Here is an 18356-nt window from a genome sequence, read left to right on the forward strand (position 1 = left end):
GGGGCCCACCGAACCCGCTCAACAGCCTATTGGCTCGCGCGCACACGGTCAACAGTCTGACGGGGCTGCAGTTCGTAAAAGTGCACAGGGCTCAAGCCTTTGCGCAGGTTACCAGCGCAGCAGTGACGCACCCCAGGTGAAGCCACCGCCCATTGCCTCGAGCATGATCAGATCGCCGCGGCGGACGCGGCCATCGCGCACCGCCTGATCCAGGGCCAGCGGAATCGAAGCTGCCGAGGTATTGCCGTGATCCTCGAGGGTCACGACGATCTTCTCCGGATCGATACCGAGCTTCTTGGCGCTCGCGTCGATGATGCGGCGGTTGGCCTGATGGGGCACGAACCAGTCGAGCGCCTCAGCATCCGTGCCGGTTGCCTCGAAGGCCGCCTCCACCACGTCGGTGATCATCGAGACGGCGTGACGGAACACTTCCTTGCCCTGCATGCGCAGATGGCCGACGGTCTGGGTCGACGACGGTCCGCCGTCCACATATAGCTTGTCGCGATGGGCACCGTCGGAGCGCAGATGCGAGGTCAGCACGCCGCGATCGGCCGTGGTCCCCTGGCCCTCGCCTGCCTCCAGAACGATGGCGCCGGCGCCGTCGCCGAACAGCACGCAGGTCGTGCGGTCTTCCCAGTCGAGAATGCGGGAGAAGGTCTCCGCGCCGATCACCAGCGCGCGCCGGGCCATGCCGCCGCGCAGATAGGCATCGGCTGTCGCCAGGGCGTAGACGAAGCCAGAGCACACCGCATGGACGTCGAAAGCGAAGCCGCCGGAAATTCCCAGCTTGTGCTGCACGGTAACGGCGCTTGCCGGGAAAGTGTTGTCAGGCGTGGCGGTGGCGAGGATGATCAGATCGATGTCGGTCGGCTGGCACCCGGCCGCCTCAAGCGCCTTGCGCGCGGCAGCGACGGCAAGATCGGAGGTAAACTCCCCCTCAGCCGCGATGTGGCGCGCATGAATACCCGTGCGCTGGACAATCCACTCGTCCGAAGTATCCACCATCTTGGCCAGATCGTCGTTGGTGAGCCTGCGGGCAGGAAGATAGCTGCCGGTCCCCAGAACGATGGATCGCTTCACTGTCACTTATCACCTTCCGATCCGTCGCGCGGCTCGAACCGGCCGCGATGGTAACTCTTCAGATCCTGAGAAATCTTGTTCATCAGGTCGTTACGGGCCATGTCGTAAGCCAGTTCGACAGCGGCTGCAAAGCCTTCCGCATCGGTCCCGCCATGGCTCTTGATGACAATCCCGTTCAGGCCGAGAAACACCCCGCCGTTGACCTTGCGCGGATCCATCTTCTCGCGAAGACGGTCGAAGGCGTCCTTGGCCAAAAGGTATCCCAGCTTCGCGCGCCAGGTCCGGTTCATCGCCGAGCGCAAATAGCTGCCGATCTGGCGGGCGGTTCCCTCTGCCGTCTTCAGCGCGATATTGCCGGCAAAGCCTTCGGTCACCACCACGTCGACGACACCCTTGCCGAGGTCATCGCCCTCGACGAAACCGGCATAGGTCAGCGAACGCAGGTTGGCCTCGCGCAGGAGCCGGCCGGCGGTGCGCACCTCCTCCAGGCCTTTCACCTCCTCGACGCCGATATTCAGCAGGCCGACGGTCGGGCGCTCGATCGAAAAGAGGATGCGGGCCATGGCGCCGCCGAGCAGCGCGAAATCGATGAGCTGCTGCGCATCTGCGCCGATGGTGGCGCCGACGTCGAGCACGATGGATTCGCCGCGCATGGTCGGCCAGATCGCCGCGATGGCCGGCCTTTCGATGTTAGCCATGGTGCGCAGGCAGAACTTCGACATGGCCATCAGCGCGCCGGTGTTTCCGGCGGAAACCGCAACATCCGCATGGCCGGTCTTCACCGCCTCGATGGCGCGCCACATGCTCGACTTCCAGCGTCCCTGGCGCAGAGCCTGACTGGGCTTTGCGTCCATCGCGACGGAGACCTCGCAATGATGCAGGGTCGAGGCCTCGCGCAGGCGCGGATGCGCCTGCAGCAGCGGTGCTACGATGTCCGAGTTGCCGTAGATGGAAAAGCTGATGTCGGGGCGCCGCTCAAGCGCCAACGCAGCGCCGGGTATGACGACTTCCGCCCCCCTGTCGCCGCCCATTGCATCCAGCGAGATTCGAACCGTCTGAGCCATTGTCCGTGTCTTCTGGATCGGCGCGCGCGTCTCGTCCACTCGAGCGCGAGACACTGCCGATCGGCACTGCTGTCCCGAATTCTCCAGCCCTCGACCAGGGCCGGGACGGCCGTCATGCCGCCATCTTCTTCTGTCGCCTGCGCCGCCCGTCGGGTCGTCTCACAAGGTCCCGCATCTCACCGATGGAGGGCGCCAGCGCGGGTTTCGACAACGAACGGCCAGCACATCCCCATCATTTGAAGCGTTGGGAACATACCCGTTTACAACGGCGAGACAACAGCTTTCTGGCAATCCGCCACGGCGGCCGGACGCCTGTACTCACTCATCGCGCTTGCGAAAGCGCTCGAGAACGGCGAAGGGCGATGGCGGCTTGTCATCCGCCTCGTCGTCATTGCCATCGCCGTAGCCGTCCGGCAGTTCGGCGCCCGGTGCGCGCGGGAACGGATCGAGTGCAAGAGCAAGCTGCTCGCACAGGATGGCCCCCAGATCGATCCTGCTGCCCTCCAGCAGGTCCGGCGGATCCTCGGCAAAGGCGTCCACATCGATCTCGCCGTCCTCGGCAACGCCGGCAAGGGCGTCCGCATCAGGATCGAAACGCATCGAGAAGGTCTCGTCGATCACCTGCTCGACCGGAGCCAGCGTAACGACACAGGTCTGCGTGGCCCGCGCCTTCAGCGCGCCTTCCACAGCGACGCCCTCGCGCCGCCATCTGCGAAGCTCGAACCGACCCAGGACATCGGAAAGCCCGACCAGCGAGTAGGCCTCGGCAATGCGCTGCAACTGCGCAGCGTCCGGGCGCAATTCCACGACGAGCGGCTTCACGGTCAGGTGCTGGACGTCCTGCCGGTGCGAAAAGGGAAATTCTGCAAGGGTCATGTCGGTCTCTGTCTGCCTCCTGCTTCAGCCGATGTCCGTCGGCTCGCCAGGCCAGACGGGCCCGTTTTTGATGATAGCCGAGGCGTCCTGCCGTGCCAGCTCGTCGGCGGCGCCGCGCAGGTAGCGGGCGATGGCATGTGCGGCGGCCGCATCGGGCGCTTCGGCAAACACATTGCGATCGACGACGCTCTCGAGCTGCTGGAGGCCGTCGGACGCCAGGGCTTCGGCAACAGCACCAGCGCGCCCGTAGAAGGCCTCGGCCATCTTCTTCACCTTCTTCGGCACCCCCAGATCGCCAACGCCCATTTCGCGAAGCGACCCGTCCATATCGGCAAAAAAAGTGTCGAAAAGCTGCTGGGAGAAGTCGGCTGCGACATCCCCCTCGCCTCTGAGCCGATTGAGAACCAGAATCATGTGCAGCATGATCATTTCGAAGCGGCCATCGACCGTGTCGGGCACATTGTACCGCTTGTAGAGCCAAGGCTGCCGCGCCTGCGCCACGATCGCAGTGTATGCGGCGAGCACTTCCGGACGCTGACGCCGGCGAAAGAGACCGAAGACCATGTGTTGCCTCGCTTGGACGAAGGTTGCCAAGTGGCCTAACGCAGGTTAGGGACTTTGCCAAGGATGCGCGGAGCGACAAAAACGGCACGCGGCTGCCTTCCGGCCGTGACAGCTGCCAGAAAGCAACAGGATACGCTTCACATGAAGACATGGATTCGCGGAGCAGTGCTGGTGGGCGTCCTGGCGCTGCCGCTGGCCGGTTGCTTCACCACCACCATCAACCATGGCCACGTCATCCGGCCGGAGCGGGTGCGCGACATCCAGGTGGGATCGAGTCGCGAACAGGTGGAGCTGCTGCTCGGCTCTCCCTCGACCTCCTCGCGGCTCGACGGCGAGGCCTACTATTATATCTCGCAGGTCAAGGAGACGACCGCGTTCCTCACGCCCGAAACCGTGGAACAGCGTGTTGTCGCCGTCTATTTCGACGAGGACGGCTTTGTCCGCGACACGGCCTATTACAGCCTGGAAGACGGCAAGGTCGTCGACATCCTCAGCCGCAAGACCCGCACGGGCGGTGCCGATTACGGCTTCCTGTCGCAGATCCTGCGCGGGGCGCAAAATCCGAGCCTCAACCTTTAGCAGACGCGGGCCAGCCTGCTCGGCTCCTGCCAGACACAACGAAAACGCCCGCAGCCAAGGCTGCGGGCGTTTTGCATTCTCGAAAGGCTGACGGTTCGCGTACAGAGGGCGCCGCCAGCAGACGGCGCCCCAGGCCGCAACGTCAGCTGTGTGCGAGCACGGCCAGCAGCAACAGCGCGATGATGTTGGTGATCTTGATCATCGGGTTGACCGCCGGGCCGGCGGTGTCCTTGTAAGGATCGCCTACTGTATCGCCGGTGACCGAGGCCTTGTGTGCCTCGGACCCCTTCATGTGCTTGACGCCGTCCTTGTCGACGAAGCCGTCCTCGAACGACTTCTTCGCGTTGTCCCAGGCTCCGCCACCGGCAGTCATGGAGATGGCGACGAAGAGACCGGTGACGATGACGCCGAGCAGCATCGCGCCGACGGCGGCAAAGCCCTGCGCCTTGCCCGCGATGGCGGTGATCACGAAGAACACCACGATCGGGGACAGGACCGGCATCATCGACGGGATGATCATCTCGCGGATCGCCGCCTTGGTCAGCATGTCGACGGCGCGGCCGTAATCCGGCTTCTCCGTGCCTTCCATGATGCCCGGCTTTTCACGGAACTGCCGACGCACCTCCTCCACCACCGAACCGGCGGCGCGCCCAACGGCCGTCATCGAAATGCCGCCGAAGAGGTAGGGAAGCAGACCGCCGAAGAGCAGGCCAACCACCACGTAGGGGTTGGACAGGGAGAAATCCACCACGACCCCGTCGAAATAGGACCCGGGCGTCGCGTTGGCCGCGAAGTACTTCAGGTCCTCGGTATAGGCCGCGAAGAGCACCAGGGCGCCAAGACCGGCCGAGCCGATCGCATATCCCTTGGTGACCGCCTTGGTGGTGTTGCCGACGGCGTCGAGCGCATCGGTGGTCACCCGGACCTCGCTCGGCAGGCCGGCCATTTCGGCAATGCCGCCGGCATTGTCGGTCACCGGGCCGAAGGCGTCGAGCGCGACCACCATGCCGGCGAGCGCCAGCATCGTCGTCACTGCGATGGCGATGCCGAAGAGCCCCGCCAGATTGAAGGCGCCAAGGATGCCCGCGATGATCACGAGGGCAGGAAGCGCCGTCGCCTCGAGCGAGATGGCCAGACCCTGGATGACGTTGGTGCCATGGCCGGTGACCGAGGCCTGGGCGATGGAGCGCACCGGCCGATAGTCGGTGCCGGTATAGTATTCCGTCACCCAGATGATCAGGCCGGTGACCACCAGGCCGAGCAGGCCGCAGTAGAACAAGTGCCGGCCGGAGAAGGTCAGCCCGCCTGAGGTGGTGAACTCGGTGGAAAAGCCCAGCCAGAAGAACATGATGCCGAACAGCGCCACTGCCGATAGGACGGCTGTGGCGACGAAGCCCTTGTAGAGGGCGCCCATGATCGAGTTGTTGCTGCCGAGTTTGACGAAGAACGTGCCGATGATCGAGGTCACGACACAGGCACCGCCGATCACCAGCGGCAGGAGCATCAGTTCGAGCGCGGCCGCGCCGGTGAAGAAGATCGATGCGAGCACCATGGTGGCAACGACCGTCACCGCGTAGGTCTCGAACAGGTCAGCTGCCATGCCGGCGCAATCGCCGACATTGTCGCCGACATTGTCGGCGATGGTCGCCGGGTTGCGCGGATCGTCTTCCGGAATACCGGCCTCGACCTTGCCGACGAGATCGCCGCCGACATCCGCTCCCTTGGTGAAGATGCCGCCGCCGAGGCGGGCGAAGATCGAAATCAGCGAGGCGCCGAAACCAAGCGCGACCAGCGCGTCGATGACCACGCGGCTCTGAGCGTCGTAGTTGAGCACGCCGGTGAGAATGGCGAAGTAGACGGCAACACCCAGCAGGGCGAGGCCCGCGACCAGCATGCCCGTGACGGCGCCGGCCTTGAAGGCAATCTCGAGACCTGCGGCCAGCGAGGTGCTGGCGGCCTGCGCGGTACGGACGTTGGCGCGCACCGAGACGTGCATGCCGATATATCCCGCGGCGGCAGACAGGATCGCGCCGATGGCGAAGCCGATGGCGACCAGGATGCCGAGCAGCCAGAAAACCAACGCGAAGATGACTACGCCGGCAATGGCGATGGTCGTGTACTGACGGTTGAGATAGGCCTGCGCGCCTTCCTGGATCGCACCGGCGATTTCCTGCATACGGGCATTGCCGGCATCGGCAGCCATGACAGACTGAATGGCCCACACACCGTATGCAACGGACAGCAGACCACACAAAATTACTATTACGAGCTCGAGCATTCTTCCCCCCAATGAAGGACGCGGAAGGACCTTTCCTTGGATTGTTATGCGGTCCTGCGGGAAGAACGGTATCTGTCCTGTGCGTCCCGTCAAGGACGAGTTTCCACCCTGTCGGAAGGACAGGCCCTGCTTTCAGCCGCAAATGCGGGGAGCGGCGTCAGGTCGAAACGGACTTTCTAACGCTGCGGAAACAAGGTCGCGGAGGCGAGGGCACGACGATTTTCCGCTAGGGAAGATTCACGTGTAAAACCAAAGAAAAAGCCACGGCGAATCGCCGTGGCTGCTTCACTCCAATACCGGGGCGGAAAACGGGACTCAGTCCTCCTTTTCCACCTCCTCCGGCTTGGCGGGGCTGTCGAATTCGCTGCTGCGGAACTCACGTGCCAGCTTGTCGAGCACACCGTTGACCATGCGCGGCTCTTCCACCTCGTAGAAGGCCCGGGCAACGTCGATATATTCGCTGATCACGACACGGGCCGGCACGTCCTTGCGACGCATCAGCTCGAAGGCACCGGCGCGCAGGATCGCGCGCAGCGTCGTGTCGATACGACGGAGCGGCCAACCGGCCACCAGAGAGCGATGAATCACCGGGTCGAGGTACCGCTGCTCCGCAACGACGCCCTTCACGAGATCGCGGAACCACGATGCGTCCGCCTCGCGATACTGCTCGCCGTCAAGCTCCGCGCCCAGGCGAAACGCCTCGAACTCGGCCAGCACATCGGCAAGGCTCGAGCCGCCGACATCCATCTGATAAAGTGCCTGGACGGCAGACAGCCGCGCCGCCCCGCGCTTGTTGGCAGGGCGGACAACTGGCTCCGTCCGGGCTTCGTTGTCTTCAGTCATTGTCAGATTCCGAAACGGTCCCTGATCGCGATCATGTCGAGCGCAGCCTGCGCAGCGGCACCGCCCTTGTTCTTCTTCGCCGGGTCGGCGCGGGCCCAGGCCTGCTCGCCGTTCTCGACCGTGAGAATGCCGTTGCCGAGCGGAAGCGCCGCATCGATGGTCAGTTCCATCACCGCACGGGCCGACTCGTTGGCGACGATGTCGTAATGCGAGGTCTCGCCGCGGATGACGCAGCCGAGCAGCACGAAGCCGTCATAGTCTGCGGTCCCTGCCTCCATGGCTGCGAGCGCCATGGCGAGAGCGGCCGGAATCTCGAGCACGCCGGGCACGGAGACGCGGGTGACGTCTGCGCCCTGCCCTTCGAGGACTTCCATGGCGCCGGCAACCAGAGCGTCGGCAATGTCGTCGTAGAAGCGGGCGTCGATGATCAGGATGCGAGGGGTCGTCATGTCGCTCTCTTCGCTTTCATGTCATGGCAAGCCGGGAGCCGGACGCGCGCGATGCGGCAAAACGGACCGGCTGCACTGCCGGAGGAGCCGGCAACAAGGTGCCGGTAGGAACCATGCCGGGCCGCTTTTGTCCAGCGCCGATTGTCAACCCCCCCATGCCCGCACCGGGCATCTGAAGCGATTTCGAGGGACCGGTGAGCCGCTCAGCGATACTCGGCGAGCCGGGCCGCGTAGCGCGCCATCATGTCGACTTCGAGGTTGATGCGGTCACCGGCTTTGCGCTCGCCCCAGGTGGTGACCGACAACGTATGCGGAATGAGGAACACCGTGAACGTGTCGCCATCCACCTCGTTGACCGTCAGCGAGGTGCCATGCAAGGCAACACCACCCTTCTTGGCGATGAACGCGGCACAGTCGGCCGGGGCGCGGAAGCGGAAGAACACCGAATCCGGATGATCGACCCTTTCCAGGATCTCTGCCGTTCCGTCCACATGCCCCTGGACGATGTGGCCGCCGAGCTCGTCGCCGATCTTCAGCGAACGCTCTAGATTGACGCGGTCGCCCGCCTTCCAGCAGCCAACGGTCGTCAGCCTCAGGGTCTCGGCCGCCGACTCGATCTCGAACCAGTTGTCTCCACCGTCCCTGCCCTTGGCCGTGACGGTGTGGCACACGCCGTCGCAGGCGATGGAAGCGCCGATGTCGATCCCGTCCGGATCATAGGCGGTGAGAATGCGCGTGCGCAGGCCGGCCGGAATGGCCTCAACCGACGAGATGCGCCCCATGTCCGTGACGATACCGGTGAACATGTCAGCTCCTTTCGCGGACAAAATGGGTCATCGTGTCGGCTCCGACCCGGCGGGTGCCGACATTGCGGAACCGGACACTGGCGGTGACCATGTCCGCACCGCGCGAACCGAAGGGCAATATGCCGCCCTCACCGATCACGAGACTGCTTTGCGAGATGATGACCTCGTCGGCAAGGTCCGTATCCAGGAAGGCGCGCGCAACAGTGGAGCCGCCCTCAACCATCAGCTTGGTGATTCCCCGCTGGCCGAGCGCCCTCACCGCCGTGCGCGGATCGATCGGCTCGCCCTTCGCCCGCGCCAAGCGGATCACCGTGCAACCGGCTACCGTCAGCGCCTCCACCTTGTCCGGATCGGCATCGGCGGCGACAAGCAGCCAGAGCGGGATCTCGCCTGCTGTCTGGACGAGCTTGCTATCCAGAGGAAGCCGCGCATTCGTATCAAGAATGATGCGCACCGGGGAGCGATGGGCAAGGCCGGGAAGCCGGCAATTGAGAGAAGGGTCGTCGGCGAGTGCCGTGCCGATACCGACGAGAATTCCATCGCACTCGGCGCGCAGGATGTGGACACGGCGGAACACGTCCTCGCCGGTGATGGCGATCTGTCCTGCACCGCGCCGGCCAATGAATCCGTCGCGCGACACCGCAAGCTTGAGGACCACGAGCGGACGGCCGCGCGTCAGCCGGCTGACATGACCGGCGTGGAGGGCGCTGCACAGTTCCTCGCGCACCCCGGAGCGCACCTCGACGCCGGCAGCCTCCAGCATCGCCACACCTCGGCCCGAGACGCGCGGGTTGGGATCGAGCAGGCCGATCACGACCCTTCGGATGCCTGCCTGCGCCAACGCCACGCAGCACGGGCCGGTCCGCCCCTGGTGGGAACAGGGCTCAAGGGTGACATAGCAGGTGGCCCCGCGTGCTGCCTCGCCCGCCTGTGCCAGCGCGACGACTTCCGCATGCGGTCCGCCGGGCGGGCGGGTGTAGCCGCGGCCGACCACGACGGGGCCGTCGCCGTCATCGCGCACGATTAGGGCGCCGACTGCGGGATTGGGCCATACGCGGCCGAGCGCACGCCGCGCATAGGATGCGGCGGCGGCCATGAAACGATCGTCGTGCCAGCTGTCCGGCATGGTCAGGTATGTCCGAGGGTCAGGTCTCGTCGAAGGCCGCAGCGTCCGGCCCGCTCATCTCGTCAAGAAGCGCCTCGAAGTCCTTGGCTTCCCGGAAATTCTTGTAGACGGAAGCAAAGCGCACATAGGCAACGTCGTCGATCACCTTCAACCCTTCCATGACCAGGTTGCCGATGTCGCTCGCCTTGATGTCGCTCTCTCCCGAACTTTCGAGCTGGCGAACGATGCCGCTCACCATCCGCTCCAGACGCTCCGGCTCCACCGGGCGCTTGCGCGTGGCGATGCGGACCGACTGCATCAGCTTGTCTCGGTCGAAGGGTACACGGCGACCGCTGCGCTTGATCACCGTTAGCTCGCGCAACTGCACGCGCTCGAAAGTGGTGAAGCGACCGCCACAGGCGGTGCAGATCCGGCGACGGCGGATTGCGGTGTTGTCCTCCGTGGGACGCGAGTCCTTCACCTGGGTGTCGTCACAACCGCAATAGGGGCACTTCATGCGCTTTGGGCTCCGGACCAGTGAGCCGCCCTCACGGCGGCCCACAAGACTGGGTGCCGATGCGCCGTAGCGCATCGGCCTGCAATCAAAGGTTCGGGTAGATCGGGAAGCGATCGGTCAGCGCGATCACCTTTTCCTTCACCCGAGCTTCCACCTCGGCATTGCCATCGTCGCTGTTGCTGCTACGCAGACCGTCCAGCACCTCGACGATCAGCCGGCCGATCTCGCGGAATTCGCCCTGACCGAAACCGCGGGTCGTTCCGGCCGGAGTGCCGAGACGAATGCCCGAAGTGACGAAGGGCTTCTCCGGGTCGAACGGAATGCCGTTCTTGTTGCAGGTGATGTTGGCCCGGCCAAGAGCCGCCTCGGCGCGCTTGCCGGTGGCGTTCTTCGGGCGCAGGTCAACAAGCATCAGGTGGTTGTCGGTACCGCCGGACACGATGTCGAGCCCCTGCTCCTGCAGGCTGGCGGCAAGCGCCTTGGCGTTGGCGACAACGGCCTGGGCGTAGGTCTTGAACTCGGGCTGCAGCGCCTCGCCGAGGGCAACGGCCTTGGCGGCGATGACATGCATCAGCGGACCGCCCTGCAGGCCCGGGAAGACCGCCGAGTTGATCTTCTTGGCGATGGCCTCGTCATTGGTCAGGATGAGACCGCCGCGCGGGCCGCGCAGCGACTTGTGCGTGGTGGTGGTCACCACATGCGCATGCGGCAGCGGCGAAGGATGTGCACCACCGGCGACCAGACCGGCGATGTGCGCCATGTCGACCATGAAATAGGCGCCGACGGAATCGGCGATCTCGCGAAGACGCTTCCAGTCCCAGGTACGGGAGTAGGCCGTGCCGCCGCCGATGATCAGCTTCGGCTTGTGCTGCTCGGCGAGGCGCGCGATCTCGTCCATGTCCAGCATGTGATCGTCCTGACGCACGCCGTAAGACACGACGTTGAACCACTTGCCGGACATGTTGACCGGCGAGCCGTGGGTCAGGTGACCGCCCGAATTGAGATCGAGGCCCATGAACGTGTCGCCCGGCTGCAGCAGCGCCAGGAACACGGCCTGGTTCATCTGGCTGCCGGAATTCGGCTGCACATTGGCGAACTGGGCGCCGAACAGCTTCTTGGCACGCTCGATAGCCAGCGACTCGACAACGTCGACATACTCGCAGCCGCCATAGTAGCGCTTGCCCGGGTAGCCTTCGGCGTACTTGTTGGTGAGGATCGTGCCCTGCGCCTCGAGGACCGCCAGAGAAACGATGTTCTCGGATGCGATCAGCTCGATCTCGTGGCGCTGGCGACCCAGTTCGCTGGTGATCGCAGCGTTGATCTCCGGATCCGCATCGGCAAGCGAGCGCGTGAAGAAGTTCGGATAAATCGCCGTGTCGAGCGAGGTGTCAGTCATCGACATCGTCGGTCCCCTCTAGCAGTCCTGAAGTGAGATCAATCGCGCATGGCGACCATTGGCGCCGTCGGAACAATGCCGGACCGGCCAGACCAAAAGGTCACGCCAGATAGCACAGCCACTCGCGGGAACCAAGGCCCATTGCCCCGGCCGCGACATCTCGCCAGCCTGGTTCCGCACAGTGCGATCAGCGGGCGGGCGTCTCTTCGGCGAGGCGCCTCATCAGCTTACGCAAGGCCAGTTGCTGGAGGTCGGCCTGGGAGGCCTGCACCGGGCCAAGCACGATGACCTCGATACCGGTCGCAGCGTCGATCGCCGTCACCTTGACCTGTCGGCCGACAGGATAGAACTCGAAATAGACCTCGCCTTTCGGCTGCCTTCCAATGGTCACGACACCATCCGTCCGACACTCGCAAGACTGTACCACCGGGAAAAAGCGGGCCCGCGCCGAGGCGACCCGCTCTTGTCCCGATGCGACAGTCTGTCGATCACTGCAGGGAAGCGCTTCCGACCGTGGCCTCGCTCATGAGCACGCCGTCGCGATTGTAGATGTCCTCGCGGAAGTGGATCACGCCTTCTGCGGTCGCCCAAGCGGTGACGTAGGACATGTAGATCGGGATCTTGGTGCCCAACTTGACGTCCTCGCGAGCACCGGAGCGGATCGTCTCGTCGACGCGGGCACGACTCCAGTCGGAGGTCGTGCTTTCCAGCAGCCAGGTGATCAGCTCGCGCACGTTCTGCACGCGCACGCAACCGGACGAGTGGAACCGGTAGTCGGAGCCGAACAGCGATTTCGACGGCGTATCGTGCAGATAGACCTGATGCGAGTTGTGGAAGTTGATGCGCACCGAACCGAGCGAATTGATCTCGCCCGGCTCCTGGCGGAACTGATACTGGGTCGCCTCGTCGGTGTTCCAGTTGATCTGCTGCCAGGCGAGCTCGTTGCCCTTCCAGTCGAAGATCCGGATGCGGTTCTTCTCCAGATACGCCGGGTCCTGGTTCATCTTCGGAATCAGGTCCTTGCGGATGATCGAGACGGGCACCGTCCAGTAGGGATTGAAGTTGAGCTCGTAGATCGAGGAATTGAGAATCGGCGTCTGGCGGTCGATCTTGCCGACGACGGCGGTGTGGCGCGAACGCACGCGGCCGTTCTCTACCGCCTCGATCTCGGCCGCCGGAATGTTGACCATCACATAGCGATCACCCAGGAAGCCGGACATGGAGCGCAGCCGCACCAGGTTGGTCTCGAGCTGGGACAGCCGCACATCGGCGGGAACGTTCATCGCAACCAGCGTGGTCTGTCCGACCACACCGTCCGGCGTCAGGCCATGGCGCAGCTGGAAGCGACGCACGGCAGCGTCGACATAGGAATCGAACGTGTCGGAAAGACCAGCGGTCTGCTCGAGGTCGCCGGAGACCATCAGGCGGCGGCGCAGCGACAGCACATGCTCGTCGCGCATACCCAGACGCATCGCCTTCCGGCTGCTCGTCACAGGCTGCCAGCCGCCCTGCTGCACGATCATCGAATAGCGCTGGATCGCGGTCTCGACATAGGTCGCGGTGTCGGGAGACAGGGTCGGGAAGGAAGATTCGACCGCCTGCAGACTGCGCATCGTCGTATCGAACTGGTCGTTCCATTCGACACGCTGCTGTTCGAGCCTCATCTGCACGGGCGCCGGCTGCGCGAGCGCATTGTTCCCGATCGCGACGGACGCGAAAAGGCCGGTCAATGCGAGTGCGGCGCCGCGCGCTCCGGCCCTAAGGCCGAGCAGGCGCCCATCGAAGAGGTCGGTTGCTGCAAATCCCACCGTATCGACTCCAGTCCCAGGTCAAGCTCAGAAAGGTCTCGTCAGGGATACGCGGCCGGCATTAACAAATGCTCACAGCCGTCGACAAAGGAGACCCGCCCCGGCCCGACGCGGCAATACTCTGCCCGGACCACGCTTCATCCATAGCGAATGACGCAACGGTTCCTAAGCCATCCCATTATGGCGCATTCATGTCGCGGCGCCAAAAAGTCCAGACGCAGCGAAGCCGCCTCGCGCGATCTGCACGAGGCGGCTTCGATGAAGACGGACCGGGAGTTCCCCGAAAATCAGAGACGATAGAGGATCTGATCGGTCCAGAAGCGCTCAAGGCGGCGCAGCGAACGGTTGAGAACCTTGAAGTCGTCGGCTCCGATTTCGCCGACCTGCTCGACCGACAGCATGTGCCGCTCGTACAGCGCGCTCACCTTCTCCGCGACATCCTTGCCCTTCGCCGTCAGGCTGACACGGACCGAACGGCGGTCGGTGCGCGAGCGCTGGTGATGGATGAAGCCCATGTCGACAAGCTTCTTGAGGTTGTAGGACACGTTCGAGCCGAGGTAGTAGCCGCGGGTCCGCAGTTCACCAGCGGTCAATTCCGCATCGCCGATGTTGAACAGCAGCAGCGCCTGCACGCTGTTCACATCCGCGCGGCCCTCGCGGTCGAACTCATCCTTGATCACATCGAGCAGTCGCCGATGCAGACGCTCGACCAGCGTCAAAGCTTCCAGGTAGAGCGGCTTGATGTCATCGCTCTCTTCAGCCTGCAACGCGACGTCGACTGCCTTCTTTGCGGTCATCATTTGTTTGCGCCTCATGTATTGTTAGCGGTGCGTTTTTTGTCACCTTGAGACTGACAATACGCGACGGTCTCTAAAATCCGCTTAAAAAGGAGACTAAATCTCCGGTTAACGCGCAAATGCGATGCAGGACGCAACGAAATACAGTCTGTTAACGATATTTTCTGGCGAAGGTCAGGGTTTTCAGGGCCGCTTCAAGCAAGCAAGGCGCGAAACGGTCTCCCGCTTCGCGCCTTCCAGTGTCGTTAGTGTCCAGCGTATGGACGATTCACTCTCCGGTCTTGCCGCGCAGGAACCGGACGATGCCGGAAAAGTCCGTGTTTGCGTCGCCGCCATTACAAAAAAGATTGTACAGGGCTGCAGCCTCGGCGCCGAGCGGCGTGGACGCGCCGCTGGCATGCGCGGCCTCCTGCGCCAGCTTGAGATCCTTCAGCATCATCGCTGCGGCGAAGCCCGGCTGGTAGTCGCGGTTGGCCGGCGAGGTCGGCACCGGCCCCGGCACCGGGCAATAGGTCGTCAACGACCAGCACTGACCGGACGCGGTAGAGGAAATGTCGAACAGCTTCTGCGCGTCGAGACCGAGACGCTCGGCAAGGACGAACGCCTCGCAGGTACCGATCATCGAAATGCCCAGCAGCATGTTGTTGCAGATCTTCGCCGCCTGGCCTGTGCCGGCGCCGCCGGCGTGGACGATGGTCTTGCCCATCACGTCCAGATAGGGGCGAGCGGCCTCGAACGCGGCATCCGGGCCGCCGACCATGAAGGTGAGCGTGCCGGCCGCAGCGCCGCCGACACCGCCGGAAACCGGCGCATCGACCATCGGCATGCCGGCCTTCTCGGCCGCCGCTGCAACAGCGCGCGCGCTCTCCACGTCGATGGTCGAGCTGTCGATAAGCAGCGTACCCGGGCGGGCATGAGCCAGAATGCCATCTTCGCCGGCATAGACCTTGCGAACGTGGGCTCCCGCCGGAAGCATCGACACAATCACGTCGGCGTCGGATGCCAACTCCGCCAGATTGTCCGCCGTCTTGCCGCCCACCTCGACGAGGCGCGCCTTGGCCTCGGCCGACAAATCGAGGCCGCGCACCTCGTGTCCCGCCTTGACGAGATTGGCGGCCATCGGACCACCCATGTTTCCAAGCCCGATAAACCCGACCTTTGCCATAAGCATTTCTCCCTTTTCCGCCCCGACGGCGGCACTGTCACTCCCACCCGCGAAATCATGCGGGCACATCGTGTCCAACGAACCGGAGCCGGCCTCCCTGCCCCGGGCCGCAATCTTGCGCGATCAGCGTCGCTGCTCTCTCTCGCTGAGGTAGAGCAGGATGAGATAGATCGCGATGGTCGTCAGATAGAAGGCGATCTCGTAGGGGCGCCGACCGAAGATGTCGGCAAACAGCGTGTGCATCACCACCTGGGTGAGAGCGCGGGTCAGCCACATTACCGTGCCCCAGGACACGGTCAGCCAGAGGCCGATGGCCGCGACCAGATCCAGAACGCCGAAGAAGACCGTTGCCGCCTGCCATTCGACGGGCATTTCCCAGAACCACTGGCCGCGCCAGGGGGACATGCCGACGATGCGCGCCCAGTGAATGAGGCCGCTGAAGATCAACAGGATGGCGATTGCCCGCAAGTACCACACGAGCGTCACAGACCAGGCCGGCCTGTTCTTCAGGTAATCCAGAAACAGCGTGGTCATGACGAGCCTTTCCGCTCCACCGGCTCGCCCTGGCGAGCCCGGCAGATCACATCACACGTCGAGATCACCACCGACGGGCATCTCGAAGTGCGCCAGAATGTCCGCCTCGGTCACATCGGCCAGATCGGCCGGCGACCACTTCGGGGCATTGTCCTTGTCGACAATCACCGCGCGCACGCCCTCGTAGAAGTCGGCGCCCTGGAGGATGTGGCAGACGATGCGGTACTCGAGGCGCATGCACTCCTCGAAGTCGAGGGTCGCACCGCGGCGGAGCTGTTGGAACGCAAGCATCACGCTGGTCGGCGACTTGGACCGAATTGCGGCCGCCAGGTCCCCGGCCCAGGCGGCATTCGGGTCGCCCGCCTTTGCGGCGAGCTCATCGAGCGCCTGCAGGATCTCGGCAACAGAACCCCGACCGAAAACCTCAGAAATCGTGGCTGCACGCGCGGCAAGCGGGGCCTCGCCAGCGTCGTGACAGGCTGCATAGCGAGCAATCGTGCCGTCGATATCGTCGGTTTCGGTGAGCTCGGCGGCCAGAGCTTCCATGTCGCCGGAGGCGATGCCATGGGTCAGGATGCCGGACCACAGGGCGTCCGCCTGCTTGAGCCGCCCGGCCGAAAGGGCTGCCATCATTCCGCTTTCCTGCGGCATGCGCGGCAGGAACCACGAACCGCCGACATCGGGAAAGAAACCGATGCCGGTTTCGGGCATGGCGAAAGTGGTGCGCTCCGTGCCGACGCGGTGGCTGCCGTGGACGGACACGCCGACGCCGCCGCCCATCACGATCCCGTCGATGAGGGCGATATAGGGCTTGGGGAAGCGCTTGACGCGGACGTTGAGACGGTACTCGTCGCCGAAGAACTCAGCCCGCGTCGGATCGCCCGACATTCCCTGATCGTAGATCTTGCGGATGTCGCCGCCGGCGCAAAACGCGCGATCGCCCGCTCCGCGCACGATCACATGGTGCACGGCGTCGTCGGTCGCCCAACGCTCCAGCTGGTCGATCATCTCCAGCACCATGCCGCGCGTCAGCGCATTGAGCGCCTTGGGACGGTTCAGTGTCACAACGCCGGCACGGCCGATCCGCTCAAACAGGATCTCGGGTTCGCTCATCAAGTATCCTCAACAAATTCGCCAGAACTCTCATCTTATTCCAAACGGCGAAGGAACATTGCGCGCAAGAATACGGCCGTCCCGTCAATCCTTCAGAAGGTCCCTGGCGATGATCACACGCATGATCTCGTTGGTACCTTCCAGAATCTGATGCACGCGGACGTCACGCAGATAACGCTCCACCGGATAGTCACGCAGATAGCCGTAACCACCATGCAATTGCAACGCCTCGTTGACGACGGAGAAGCCCACATCGGTCGCCATTCGCTTGGCCATTGCGGCCATCCGGGTCGCATCCGGCGTCTTCGCATCGACCAGCGTGGCGGCCTTGTGGAGCAACAGGCGAGCGGCCTCCAGCTCCGTCGCCATGTCCGCCAGACGGAATTGCAGCGCCTGGAATTCGGCCAGCGGACGGCCGAACTGCCGGCGCTCCTTGAGATAGGCGATGGAGCGATCGAGACAGCTCTGCGCCGCGCCGAGCGAGCAGGCGCCGATGTTGAGGCGCCCGCCGTCGAGGCCCGCCATGGCGATGCGGAAGCCCTCGCCTTCCTCGCCGATCCGGTTCGCCACCGGCACCCGGCAATCGGAGAAGTTCACCTGGGCGGTCGGCTGGCTCTTCCAGCCAAGCTTGATTTCCTGAGCGCCGAAGCTGAGGCCCGGCGTGTCCTTCTCGACCACGAGACAGGAGATGCCCTTCGGCCCCTCCCCGCCGGTGCGCACCATCACCACATAGACGTCAGACGCGCCGCCGCCGGAGATGAACGCCTTGGAGCCGTTGAGAACGTAGTGATCGCCGTCGAGCGCAGCGCGGGTGCGCAGGCTCGCCGCATCCGACCCGGATCCCGGTTCCGTCAGGCAGTAGCTTGCGAACCGCGCCATCGAGCACAGATCGGGCAGGAACCGCTCGCGCTGCTCCTGCGAGCCGAAGCGGTCGATCATCCAGGCGGCCATGTTGTGGATCGAAATATAGGCCGCCGTCGAGGTGCAGCCGGCTGCCAGCTCCTCGAAGATCACCGCCGCGTCGAGCCGCCCGAGACCCGAACCGCCGACGTCGTCTCCGACATAGATCCCGCCGAAGCCGAGCTCGGCCGCCTTGCGGAGCGTCTCCACCGGAAAGAACGAGTTCTCGTCCCACTCCTTGGCGTGAGGCTCCATCTCGTCGCGCGCGAACTGGCGAGCGACATCCTGAAACGCACGCTGGTCTTCCCCGAGCGCAAAATCCATTGTCAGCCTCCTCCCAGAGCCGTGTCGCGGCACGAGGCCGCACAGCCCCGGTCTTCCCGACGGTAGATTGCTGGATTATCCAGCCCCTTGGCCTGCGTCAATCCGGCCAAGGGTTGCAGCCTCCGGCAGGCTTCCGATTGGCACCGTCACAGTGGTAG

General features: G+C 64.3%; 19 protein-coding genes. 1 reads left to right on the forward strand and 18 read right to left on the reverse strand.

Annotated elements, in window-relative coordinates; all coding sequences use genetic code 11:
• Positions 1–108: 108 nt before the first annotated feature.
• The 4 genes from ACVJ6E_RS09635 to ACVJ6E_RS09650 all read right to left on the reverse strand — a co-directional run bounded on the left by ACVJ6E_RS09635 (position 109) and on the right by ACVJ6E_RS09650 (position 3584).
• A complete protein-coding gene (locus ACVJ6E_RS09635) occupies positions 109–1080 on the reverse strand; it encodes a beta-ketoacyl-ACP synthase III (protein WP_185926494.1) in 972 nt (323 codons plus the stop codon).
• A gap of 2 nt (positions 1081–1082) precedes the next feature.
• Positions 1083–2144, reverse strand: a complete 1062-nt coding sequence (gene plsX / locus ACVJ6E_RS09640) for a phosphate acyltransferase PlsX (RefSeq protein WP_120268058.1) — start codon at positions 2142–2144, stop codon at positions 1083–1085.
• A gap of 318 nt (positions 2145–2462) precedes the next feature.
• Entirely contained in the window at positions 2463–3020 is a 558-nt protein-coding gene (locus ACVJ6E_RS09645; protein ID WP_120268059.1) for a DUF177 domain-containing protein, read from the reverse strand.
• Positions 3021–3044: 24 nt separating this feature from the next.
• Positions 3045–3584, reverse strand: a complete 540-nt coding sequence (locus ACVJ6E_RS09650) for a ubiquinol-cytochrome C chaperone family protein (RefSeq protein ID WP_120268060.1) — start codon at positions 3582–3584, stop codon at positions 3045–3047.
• A gap of 141 nt (positions 3585–3725) precedes the next feature.
• Between ACVJ6E_RS09650 and ACVJ6E_RS09655 the strand changes: the two genes are divergently transcribed.
• Entirely contained in the window at positions 3726–4163 is a 438-nt protein-coding gene (locus tag ACVJ6E_RS09655; RefSeq protein WP_120268061.1) for an outer membrane protein assembly factor BamE, read from the forward strand.
• 142 nt (positions 4164–4305) lie between these two features.
• On the opposite strand, the gene ACVJ6E_RS09660 is transcribed toward ACVJ6E_RS09655, so the two are convergent.
• From ACVJ6E_RS09660 to ACVJ6E_RS09725, 14 genes are all read right to left on the reverse strand, one after another.
• Positions 4306–6441: a sodium-translocating pyrophosphatase gene (locus tag ACVJ6E_RS09660; RefSeq protein ID WP_120268062.1), complete on the reverse strand. Its 2136-nt coding sequence runs from the start codon at positions 6439–6441 to the stop codon at positions 4306–4308.
• Between the two features lie 315 nt (positions 6442–6756).
• Positions 6757–7284 (reverse strand): transcription antitermination factor NusB, encoded by a 528-nt coding sequence (gene nusB, locus ACVJ6E_RS09665; RefSeq protein ID WP_120268063.1) that lies wholly within the window; start codon positions 7282–7284, stop codon positions 6757–6759.
• Positions 7285–7286: 2 nt separating this feature from the next.
• Positions 7287–7733, reverse strand: coding sequence for a 6,7-dimethyl-8-ribityllumazine synthase (gene ribH / locus ACVJ6E_RS09670; protein WP_120268064.1), 447 nt, complete (start codon positions 7731–7733; stop codon positions 7287–7289).
• 203 nt (positions 7734–7936) lie between these two features.
• Positions 7937–8539 carry a riboflavin synthase gene (locus ACVJ6E_RS09675; RefSeq protein ID WP_120268065.1) on the reverse strand — a complete coding sequence of 201 codons (603 nt, stop codon included), beginning with the start codon at positions 8537–8539 and terminating at the stop codon, positions 7937–7939.
• Between the two features lies 1 nt (position 8540).
• A complete protein-coding gene (ribD, locus tag ACVJ6E_RS09680; protein ID WP_120268066.1) occupies positions 8541–9665 on the reverse strand; it encodes a bifunctional diaminohydroxyphosphoribosylaminopyrimidine deaminase/5-amino-6-(5-phosphoribosylamino)uracil reductase RibD in 1125 nt (374 codons plus the stop codon).
• Positions 9666–9684: 19 nt separating this feature from the next.
• Positions 9685–10161, reverse strand: a complete 477-nt coding sequence (nrdR, locus tag ACVJ6E_RS09685; RefSeq protein ID WP_067214791.1) for a transcriptional regulator NrdR — start codon at positions 10159–10161, stop codon at positions 9685–9687.
• 85 nt (positions 10162–10246) lie between these two features.
• Positions 10247–11557 carry a serine hydroxymethyltransferase gene (gene glyA / locus ACVJ6E_RS09690; RefSeq protein WP_120268382.1) on the reverse strand — a complete coding sequence of 437 codons (1311 nt, stop codon included), beginning with the start codon at positions 11555–11557 and terminating at the stop codon, positions 10247–10249.
• Positions 11558–11744: 187 nt separating this feature from the next.
• Positions 11745–11948: a DUF6898 family protein gene (locus ACVJ6E_RS09695; protein ID WP_209006189.1), complete on the reverse strand. Its 204-nt coding sequence runs from the start codon at positions 11946–11948 to the stop codon at positions 11745–11747.
• Between the two features lie 97 nt (positions 11949–12045).
• Positions 12046–13365, reverse strand: a complete 1320-nt coding sequence (locus tag ACVJ6E_RS09700; RefSeq protein WP_491676435.1) for a L,D-transpeptidase family protein — start codon at positions 13363–13365, stop codon at positions 12046–12048.
• Between the two features lie 287 nt (positions 13366–13652).
• The gene (ldtR, locus tag ACVJ6E_RS09705) at positions 13653–14165 is read right to left on the reverse strand and encodes a transcriptional regulator LdtR (protein ID WP_120268067.1); all 513 of its coding nucleotides are present in this window, start codon (positions 14163–14165) and stop codon (positions 13653–13655) included.
• Positions 14166–14430: 265 nt separating this feature from the next.
• Complete coding sequence (mmsB, locus tag ACVJ6E_RS09710; RefSeq protein WP_120268068.1) at positions 14431–15327, reverse strand: 3-hydroxyisobutyrate dehydrogenase; 897 nt, start codon at positions 15325–15327, stop codon at positions 14431–14433.
• A gap of 123 nt (positions 15328–15450) precedes the next feature.
• The gene (locus ACVJ6E_RS09715; RefSeq protein ID WP_120268069.1) at positions 15451–15861 is read right to left on the reverse strand and encodes a DUF6163 family protein; all 411 of its coding nucleotides are present in this window, start codon (positions 15859–15861) and stop codon (positions 15451–15453) included.
• Between the two features lie 51 nt (positions 15862–15912).
• On the reverse strand, positions 15913–16974 hold the full coding sequence (locus tag ACVJ6E_RS09720; RefSeq protein WP_120268070.1) for an enoyl-CoA hydratase/isomerase family protein: 1062 nt from the start codon (positions 16972–16974) through the stop codon (positions 15913–15915).
• An 84-nt stretch (positions 16975–17058) separates the two neighbouring features.
• Positions 17059–18198, reverse strand: coding sequence for an isobutyryl-CoA dehydrogenase (locus ACVJ6E_RS09725; RefSeq protein ID WP_120268071.1), 1140 nt, complete (start codon positions 18196–18198; stop codon positions 17059–17061).
• Between the last annotated feature and the right edge of the window lie 158 nt (positions 18199–18356).

It is taken from the genome of Stappia sp. G46H5W (genome assembly GCF_058448995.1).